The organism is Cylindrospermopsis sp. CR12, assembly GCF_001432185.1.
GTDB classification, from domain to species: domain Bacteria; phylum Cyanobacteriota; class Cyanobacteriia; order Cyanobacteriales; family Nostocaceae; genus Raphidiopsis; species Raphidiopsis raciborskii.
Window position 1 is genome coordinate 1 of record NZ_LMVE01000118.1, and the last position, 8,616, is coordinate 8,616.

At 40.1% G+C, this 8,616-nt stretch carries 10 protein-coding genes; 8 read left to right on the forward strand and 2 right to left on the reverse strand.

All coding sequences use genetic code 11. From position 1 onward, the window contains the following. Positions 1–102: 102 nt before the first annotated feature. Genes ASL19_RS13405 through phnM form a run of 7 tightly spaced genes read left to right on the forward strand, consistent with a single transcriptional unit; the run spans position 103 to position 5,796 of the window. Entirely contained in the window at positions 103–642 is a 540-nt protein-coding gene (locus ASL19_RS13405) for a phosphonate degradation HD-domain oxygenase (RefSeq protein ID WP_057178722.1), read from the forward strand. A gap of 31 nt (positions 643–673) precedes the next feature. Continuing rightward, on the forward strand, positions 674–1,147 hold the full coding sequence (gene phnG, locus ASL19_RS13410; protein ID WP_057178723.1) for a phosphonate C-P lyase system protein PhnG: 474 nt from the start codon (positions 674–676) through the stop codon (positions 1,145–1,147). 54 nt (positions 1,148–1,201) lie between these two features. Then, positions 1,202–2,281 carry a carbon-phosphorus lyase complex subunit PhnI gene (locus tag ASL19_RS13415; RefSeq protein ID WP_057178724.1) on the forward strand — a complete coding sequence of 360 codons (1,080 nt, stop codon included), beginning with the start codon at positions 1,202–1,204 and terminating at the stop codon, positions 2,279–2,281. Further along, positions 2,281–3,141 carry an alpha-D-ribose 1-methylphosphonate 5-phosphate C-P-lyase PhnJ gene (locus ASL19_RS13420; protein WP_057178725.1) on the forward strand — a complete coding sequence of 287 codons (861 nt, stop codon included), beginning with the start codon at positions 2,281–2,283 and terminating at the stop codon, positions 3,139–3,141. Before ASL19_RS13415 ends, ASL19_RS13420 begins: the two co-directional genes overlap by 1 nt. Before the next feature lie 6 nt (positions 3,142–3,147). Further along, positions 3,148–3,927 carry a phosphonate C-P lyase system protein PhnK gene (gene phnK / locus ASL19_RS13425; protein ID WP_057178726.1) on the forward strand — a complete coding sequence of 260 codons (780 nt, stop codon included), beginning with the start codon at positions 3,148–3,150 and terminating at the stop codon, positions 3,925–3,927. Then, a complete protein-coding gene (gene phnL / locus ASL19_RS13430) occupies positions 3,924–4,667 on the forward strand; it encodes a phosphonate C-P lyase system protein PhnL (protein ID WP_057178727.1) in 744 nt (247 codons plus the stop codon). Before phnK ends, phnL begins: the two co-directional genes overlap by 4 nt. Next, entirely contained in the window at positions 4,660–5,796 is a 1,137-nt protein-coding gene (gene phnM / locus ASL19_RS13435; RefSeq protein WP_006277720.1) for a phosphonate metabolism protein PhnM, read from the forward strand. Before phnL ends, phnM begins: the two co-directional genes overlap by 8 nt. Positions 5,797–5,917: 121 nt before the next feature. Here phnM and ASL19_RS13440 read toward each other — a convergent pair whose 3' ends face one another. Both ASL19_RS13440 and ASL19_RS13445 read right to left on the reverse strand, forming a co-directional pair. Further along, complete coding sequence (locus ASL19_RS13440; protein WP_057178728.1) at positions 5,918–6,373, reverse strand: hypothetical protein; 456 nt, start codon at positions 6,371–6,373, stop codon at positions 5,918–5,920. Positions 6,374–6,377: 4 nt separating this feature from the next. Continuing rightward, positions 6,378–7,706 carry an ATP-binding protein gene (locus ASL19_RS13445; RefSeq protein WP_057178729.1) on the reverse strand — a complete coding sequence of 443 codons (1,329 nt, stop codon included), beginning with the start codon at positions 7,704–7,706 and terminating at the stop codon, positions 6,378–6,380. Between the two features lie 90 nt (positions 7,707–7,796). On the opposite strand from ASL19_RS13445, the gene ASL19_RS13450 reads away from it, so the two are divergent. After that, positions 7,797–8,616: energy-coupling factor ABC transporter permease (locus tag ASL19_RS13450; RefSeq protein WP_057178730.1), on the forward strand; the 820-nt coding region annotated here is incomplete at its 3' end.

An 8,616-nucleotide genomic window follows, 5' to 3' on the forward strand; every position in this document is an offset into this window, starting at 1 on the left:
TAGTTCAACCAGATATTAAACAACATAGATAGCTCTACTCTCTGCTATTGTATCTGTTTACGTATTGGGAAAACAAGTTGTCCACTATCCTCTCAAAAAACCATGAAATTTACCATTGACGAAATTTGTCATTTATTCGACCACAAAGGGTCAAAAATGTACGGAGCAGAAGCAGTTACCCAGTTAGAACATGCACTCCAAACTGCTAATTTAGCTCTGCAAGCTGGTGAGACTAGGGAGTTAATTACCGCCTGTTTACTTCACGATTTAGGACATTTAATTCATAATTTAGGAGATGATCCTGCTGCACAAGGTGTAGATGATAAACACGAATATCGGGCTATTCCCTTTCTTGGTCAAATTTTTAGTCTAGAGGTAACAGAACCCATTAGATTACATGTTGTGGCTAAACGTTATCTTTGTGCGGTTGATTCCCAATATTGGCAAGGTCTTTCTCCTGCTTCTCAACGCAGTTTACAACTGCAAGGCGGCATTTTTTCTCCTCAAGAAGCAGAGGAGTTTATTCGTTTACCTTTTGCTCCAGATGCGGTAAAACTAAGAATTTATGATGACCAAGCTAAGGTTCCTCACCTTTCTACACCAGAGTTGAGCTATTTTGTGGAATTAGTGCCCCGGTCATAATTGTTGGCAAAAAAACAGGCAATATCTAAGTATGTTTACTATTCCGGAAAGACAAGGTTGGATGTCAATCCTAGCTAGGGCTGAATTACAACAGTTAGAGGATTTAATAGAGTCTCTGGTCAGTAAGTTCCATGATTTACCTAATTATACCTTTTTGCGCAATCCAGAAATTGGTTTGGTGATGGTTCAAGGTCGTGCTGGGGCCACAGGTGAAGCTTTTAACCTGGGAGATATGACCATGACTCGTTGCGTGGTTCAGTTAGAAGATATGGTGGATGGTTTGCCCATCAGTGGATTTGGTTATATTGGGGGGCGTTCCCAACGTCATGCGGAATTGGCAGCTTTGTGTGATGCTTTGCTGCAAACCACTCTATGGCATGATCAGGTTCAAACCACTGTGATTTTACCCATCCAACAATCATTAGCTAAACAACAAGACAGGAAACAACGACAAACTGCTGCTACTAAGGTTAATTTTTTTACTATGGTAAGGGGGGAGGGATAAGTAAAATTAAGGTAAGATTAATCGAATTAAATCAATGGAAGCTGGAGGAAAAATATGCCATACGTTGCGGTTAAAGGTGGCGAGCAGGCAATCGAAAATGCGGAAAAATTACTGCACAGCAGACGACGGGGTGATATAAATATTACTGAAATCACCAGTGAGCAAATTGAACAACAGTTGACTTTGGCTGTGGAGCGGGTAATGTGTGAAGGTAGTTTATATGACCGGGAATTGGCTGCACTGGCTATCAAACAATCTTGGGGCGACCTAGTGGAGGCAATTTTTTTAGTTAGGGCCTATCGGACTACCCTACCTCGTTTCTACTACACCCAACCCTTAAACACTGGCGTAATGCAAATTGAAAGACGAATTTCTTCTATCTTTAAGGATATTCCCGGAGGACAAAATTTAGGACCCACTTTTGATTACATCCATCGGCTATTAGATTTTAAACTTTTGGCAGAAAATCAAGTTCCTCCACCATCAGAAACTAGTGTTAGTCAAGAGTCTTTTCCCCTAGTTATGGAGACTTTGGACAAAGAGGGATTAATTCAGTCCGAACCAAGAGCAACCCAACCACAAGTACCTTTTGATTTAACTCGTCAACCTTTGAATTTTCCAGCGAACAGGGATGCAAGACTACAAAATCTAGCACGAGCGGATGAGGGGTTTTTACTTTCCCTAGCATACTCTACTCAGCGCGGTTACGGTAAGAATCATCCCTTCGCAGGGGAAATTCGGATGGGAGAGGTGGAGGTAATTATATTTCCGGAGGAATTGGGTTTTGAAATTTCTGTTACTGACATTACTATTACGGAAGTGCAGATGGTGAATCAATTTAAGGGAAGTAAACACGTACCTCCCCAATTTACCCGTGGTTATGGACTTACCTTTGGATACAATGAACGTAAAGCTATGTCTATGGCTTTGGTAGACAGAGCAATGCGGGCCAGTGAATTGGGGGAGTCCGTAGATAGTCCAGCTCAAAACATTGAGTTTGTTCTTTCCCATTCTGATAATGTGGAAGCCCAAGGGTTTGTCCAGCATCTAAAATTACCCCACTACATCGATTTTCAGGCGGAATTGAATCTAATTCGTCAAATGCGACAAAAATCACAGGATTTATCCCCATAATGTCAGTATCAACTAAACACCCAGATTTTAATTCAGGTTTTAACTTTGCCTACCTTGATGAACAAACTAAACGTTCCATTCGTCGGGCTCTGCTCAAAGCAGTAGCTATTCCAGGACATCAAATCCCTTTCTCTTCTAGAGAAATGCCTATGTCTTACGGATGGGGAACTGGGGGAATTCAAGTTACAGCGGCGATTATTGGTCAAAATGATGTTCTAAAGGTGATTGACCAGGGAGCAGATGACACCACTAATGCTGTAAATATTCGCCGCTTTTTCCGCAAGGTTTGTGCTGTGGAAACTACGGAGGAAACTGGACGAGCTACTTTAATTCAAACTCGTCATCGTATCCCGGAAACCCCCCTACGCGAAGGACAGATTCTGGTTTATCAAGTTCCTATTCCTGAACCTTTACGCTGGTTGGAACCTTCTACTGTGGAAAGTCGTAAGATGCACGCTTTGCAAGAGTATGGACCAATCTATATAAAGCTTTATGAGGATATTACTAGATATGGTTATATTGCTACTGGATATGATTATCCTGTAATCGTGGAAGACCGCTATCTAATGAGTCCTAGCCCCATACCACGCTTTGATAATCCTAAAATGCATCTTAATCCCGCACTTCAATTATTTGGAGCAGGTCGAGAGAAGCGCATTTATGCTGTGCCTCCTTACTCTAGGGTAAAAAGTCTTGATTTTGAGGATTACCCTTTCGGGGTGGAGCGTTGGAACCATGCTTGTGAGTTATGTGGTTCTACGGAAAGTTTTCTGGATGAGGTACTTGTTGATGATCGTGGAGGCAGAATGTGGATCTGTTCGGATACGGATTACTGTCAGCAGCAACGGAGGAAAAAATAATCGGGTATGCAATCCATACAACCTATATTACAGGTAGACCATCTTAGTAAATCCTTCGGGGTGATTCCTGCTTGTGATGGTGTTTCTTTTGATCTTTATCCGGGACAGGTTCTGGGCATTGTGGGAGAGTCGGGCTCTGGTAAATCTACTTTGCTCAGGGCGATCGCTCGTTATATTACGGTGGATGAGGGTAGTATAATTTATAAAAATCGTCAGGAGCGGTATTTAAAAATTCGGGAACTGGGGGAATATGAGCGCCGATGGTTAATGCGTACTGAGTGGGGTTTTGTTCAGCAAAATCCTAGGGATGGTTTGCGTATGCAGGTAAGTGCTGGAGCTAATATTGGTGAAAGACTGTTGGATATTGGCATGCGTAATTATGGTCAAATTCGTCAGGAAGCGATTCGCTGGTTACAAGAAGTGGAGATTGATCCAGATCGTTTGGATGATCTACCCACCACTTTTTCAGGTGGTATGCAGCAAAGATTACAATTGGCTAGGGTGTTAGTAACTAGACCACGGTTGATTCTTATGGATGAGCCAACTGGTGGACTGGATGTTTCGGTCCAAGCTCGATTGCTAGATCTGCTGCGATCGCTCGTTAGGAATTTTAATCTGAGTGTAATTTTAGTGACTCATGACATTGGGGTAGTCAGACTACTAGCTCATCGGTTGCTAGTAATGCAACAAGGAAAAGTAGTGGAGTCAGGATTAACAGATCAAGTGTTAGATGACCCTCAACATCCCTACACCCAACTATTAGTGAGTGCTGCTCTTACACCATGAGTATTTACACCCCATCAATGAATTATCGATCTCCGGAAACCATTTTACAAGTTGCCAATTTGAGCAAAAGCTTTATCCTTCAGCAACAGGGAGGGGTTAGTTTACCAGTAATCAAGGGAGTTTCCTTTCAATTAAATCAGGGTGAATCCCTAGTCCTATCTGGTGCATCTGGTTCTGGTAAATCCACTTTAATCAGATGTATATATGGTAATTACAGACCTAACAATGGAGAGGTTTGGGTTAAACACGAAGGGAGTTGGATTGATCTATGTCAACTTGCTCCCCATGAACTTTTAGCAGTGAGGCAAAAAACCATTGGATATGTCAGTCAGTTTTTGCGGGTTATTCCCCGAGTCCCCGCCATAGAAGTAGCTGCGGAACTGTTATTAGATTTAGGGGAGGAACGAAGGGTAGCTTTAGCAAAGGTAAAAGAATTATTTCATCGTCTTCATTTACCTGAACGCTTATGGCAATTATCCCCCACCACATTTTCTGGAGGAGAAAAGCAGAGAGTAAATATAGCTAGAGCACTGGTAGTGAACTTTCCTATTTTGCTTTTAGATGAACCAACTTCAGCCTTAGATACTCACAATTGCCAAATAGTTATGGAACTGTTAGAAGAGCGCAAGATTAAAGGATGCGCCCTAATTGGCATTTTCCATAACATGGATCAAGGTCAAAACCTCAACACAAACACAGCCAAAAAACTTTTTGATAGGGAGTTATTTGTCCATGAATGAGCAGATTTATACCAACTATCGGTTATTACTTCCTGATGAAGAGATTTTAGGTACTCTTATAGTACGCAATGGCAAGATTGCTGATATTCAACCGGGGATAACAAATAAAGGAGAGAACGGAGAAGGAAAATATCTCATACCGGGGTTGATTGAACTACATACAGACAATTTAGAAAGATGTATGTCTCCTCGTCCAGGAATTCGCTGGCCTTTAGAAGCAGCAGCTATCTATCATGACCGGGACTTAGCCAGTGCAGGAGTAACCACAGTTTGTGATGCCATTGCCATTGGTGATGTTAATCCTAAATCACCGCGTTTAAAGAATTATGATCAGATGATCAATGTCCTTTGCCAAGGGAAAGCAGATAAGAGATTTTTAGTAGACCATTATATTCACTTACGCTGTGAATTAGCCTATCCAGAAGTTTATCAAATTACCGAGGAATATGTTCACAACTCCTTGCTGTTGATGATATCCCTTATGGATCATACACCGGGACAGCGACAGTTTATCAAACTAGAAAAATTCAAAGAATACTACATGGGTAAACATGGAGTAACAGCACAAGAAATGGAAGAGTTTATCACAACAAGACAAGAAAGACACAAGTTATATAGCAAGAAGAACCGTGATTTTCTAGTTGAGTTAGCCAGGGGAAGGAAAATTGCCCTAGCTAGTCATGACGATGCTACAGTAGAACATGTGCAAGAAGCGGTAGAAGATGGAGTAGTTTTAGCGGAGTTTCCTACTACTGTAGAAGCTGCAAGTAAAGCTCACAGTTTAGGATTAAAGGTTTTAATGGGTGCCCCTAACCTGGTTTTGGGTGGTTCTCATTCTGGAAATGTGTCGGCCATGGATTTGGTCTTATTAGACCTGGTGGATGTAATTTCTTCAGATTATGTACCTCAAAGTTTATTACAAGCCATGTTTATCATTGCCAAAAAGACTGGTAAACCACTATATCAGTCTATGGAACTATTTACCAGTAATCCTGCACAAGCAATTGATTTATTTCATGATCGAGGTAGTTTAGAAGTTGGCAAACGAGCTGATTTTATTACTGTTTGTGATGATGGCATTGTTCCACGATTAATATCAACTATTTGTGCAGGTTGTCGTATTAGTTAATCATAATTAAGTAGGGACAGACAATTACTTGTAGGATGGGTTACCCATCTGGGCGTTGAGTTTCATACTTCAACCCAACCTACTCTCATCTTATATTTAACTCCACCCACCCACTTAGCGCTCAATTAAGAAAGTTATCAATATCGATAATAGTACCCCAGCTTTCTAAATCTGGTGCAATCCTAATAATTCTCCTAAGTACTTGATCATCTATCCAAATAAATAGTGGAAAGGCAAATTTTTTGCTGAATTCCTCTCTAATTTGGTTTGATACTTGTAAAATCGAGTCCAGATTTTTAACAGCATCTAAACCAAAAACCATCACAGCATAGGGTTGTATATTCACCATTGTAGCTGATATGTTGTCATAAAGACTCATAGCTGATGGGGATAGATTGATCTCCTCAATTTTTGTACAATAACTACTACGCAATTTTACTGCTATTTTTTGGTGCAATCTAACACAATTACAGTGCAAAAAGATGAGAGAAAACTGACCTTGGGAAAAGTTAATAGCCCTCAATATACTCCTAATTGCATCATGGTTATCATTAGCAACATTCTCCAAATTATTCATGATACTAATCCTTATAATCATAATCCCTAGGAAATTCGGTGGATTCTAATAAGATTGGATTGATATCAAACCAAGAACCTTGGTCATCTCGATATTCAAAAACAAACAAACTGCGCAGCAAAATATCATACTGTTCTTCCCCTCTGTATGTTTTTGTTTTCCATACTTTTCGCAATAGTTCCCATTCATCAGATGTAATAGCTAAACTTAATAGATTACACTGTTCTTTAATGGTGTTTTCTAAACATAGACGAGAAATTGGTACATCCTGTGATTGTAAACAACGAAACAACAACTTCAAAAGACTACGTAAGTGACCACCACTAACCTGACAAAGACGATCAAAGGTTCTAGGACTATCAAAAATCTTAGTGGTCAAGGCCAATTTCTCTGGACTTTGTTGCCAATTCACACTGGGAAAAGCTCTGACCATAATCATTTGTTGTAGAAGAGTCATAGCTGCTGAGTAGTATTCACCATTTCTTTGTTTAACAGATATCATTGGCAACACTTTAGGATCTACTCCAAAGCGATTAATTAATCTACCCAAAGCATTGGAAAATATCAGCACTAAAGGAATAGTGTACACAATGTGACAGCTTAAAGCTTTTAACTGTTCACCTCTTTCAACAAACAGATATTCTGGTTGATATTGACCATTAGCTTTAGGACTATTATCTATCCTGTCTAAATTATCAATAATTACTACTAAACCTGACTTACCCTGCTTTTTTAACTCCTCTTGAGCAGGGACTAGTAATTCTCTGTTGATGGATTGTAAAATACTAGCGGTGCGAGGTTCTAAATACTGTCTGAGCTGATCACGTAGTTTGGGACTTTCCTTGGTTTTAGCAGTGATTTTCGCTATACCAACAGATAATTCCGCCTCAAAATCAATATCCAGGGGTGTTTGTAAGAACTCAATCACATCCTTAAATAGATTCTGAAAAAATCCAGATTTGACGTTAATTTGTGTAACTTCTAAACTGTGACTTACTTCTTTAGCTATTGCTAATAAAATGTCAGTAACGTCAACATCTCCTAAATCCAAACTCTGACTAGATTCAAAATATACTACATGAAAAAATTCAGTTTCCAGTTCTGATTTTAGACGCATTAACTCAGTAGACTTACCCACCCCGATATGTCCGGTAAACAGTTGACAGGTTGGTGAATCTGGGGAAAGTCGTGTAATAGTCCGTTTTAGTTCGTTAATTATTTCCAGTCCACGAACTGGAGAGAAGTCAATATACCGTTGTTTATCTTCAGGATTATTACTATTTAGCGTTTTATTGGGGTTGCAAGCTTGGTAAAGTGATTTTGTTATATCCAATGGTAGCTAATAATTTACTTACTGATATTCGTACATTGTTCGACCCACAATGTTTGTTGACTTAAACAGTATAGTTAAGGTAAGATTTGCTTGTCAACAGCAATTGCCAAAAAGGCGGACAAAGTTTGCGAGGTAAAGATTGTGAGAGTAAAACGGGGTTTATTCAATCCCACCCTAATAGCAATTATCAGTTTTTGTATATTAGTTAGTGTGCCAAAGCCCGCCTACGCCATGCACATTATGGAAGGTTTCCTACCAGTAGGGTGGGCAGTTTTTTGGTGGGTGGTAGCATTACCCTTTTTTATTCTTGGGTTACGCAGTCTAACTCGCACTACTCAGGCCAACCCCCAGCTGAAACTACTACTGGGTTTAGCTGGTGCTTTCGCTTTTGTGCTGTCAGCATTAAAAATCCCCTCAGTTACGGGTAGCTCCTCCCATCCTACTGGTACTGGATTGGGTGCAGTACTATTTGGTCCTTTAACAATGTCAGTCCTGGGTAGCTTGGTACTATTATTTCAATCCTTGCTGCTAGCACATGGTGGATTAACTACTTTGGGGGCCAATGCTTTTTCCATGGCCATAGCTGGACCTTTTGCTGCATATTGGATATACAATTTGACAATTAAAATTAGTGGTAAAGAGAAAATTGCCATCTTCTTGTCAGCTGCGATCGCAGATTTATTGACCTATGTAATTACCTCTATACAACTTGCGCTGGCTTTTCCCGCACCAGTTGGTGGCTTTATGGCCTCATTTATCAAGTTTACTGGAATTTTTGCCATTACTCAAGTTCCTTTAGCAATTAGCGAAGGATTGCTAACCCTACTAGTGTGGAATTGGCTACAATCTTATAATCCTCAAGAGTTGGAACTTTTACAATTAATCAAGGGAGGAAACGGTAATGAATCAG

What these genes read in the sequence shown, in the direction of transcription:
- ASL19_RS13415 (WP_057178724.1), top strand. Translation starts at nt 1,202, where the DNA reads ATGCCATACGTTGCGGTTAAAGGTGGCGAGCAGGCAATCGAAAATGCG.
- ASL19_RS13420 (WP_057178725.1), top strand. Translation starts at nt 2,281, where the DNA reads ATGTCAGTATCAACTAAACACCCAGATTTTAATTCAGGTTTTAACTTT.
- phnM (WP_006277720.1), top strand. Translation starts at nt 4,660, where the DNA reads ATGAATGAGCAGATTTATACCAACTATCGGTTATTACTTCCTGATGAA.
- phnL (WP_057178727.1), top strand. Translation starts at nt 3,924, where the DNA reads ATGAGTATTTACACCCCATCAATGAATTATCGATCTCCGGAAACCATT.
- phnG (WP_057178723.1), top strand. Translation starts at nt 674, where the DNA reads ATGTTTACTATTCCGGAAAGACAAGGTTGGATGTCAATCCTAGCTAGG.
- ASL19_RS13405 (WP_057178722.1), top strand. Translation starts at nt 103, where the DNA reads ATGAAATTTACCATTGACGAAATTTGTCATTTATTCGACCACAAAGGG.
- ASL19_RS13440 (WP_057178728.1), bottom strand. Translation starts at nt 6,373, where the DNA reads ATGAATAATTTGGAGAATGTTGCTAATGATAACCATGATGCAATTAGG.
- phnK (WP_057178726.1), top strand. Translation starts at nt 3,148, where the DNA reads ATGCAATCCATACAACCTATATTACAGGTAGACCATCTTAGTAAATCC.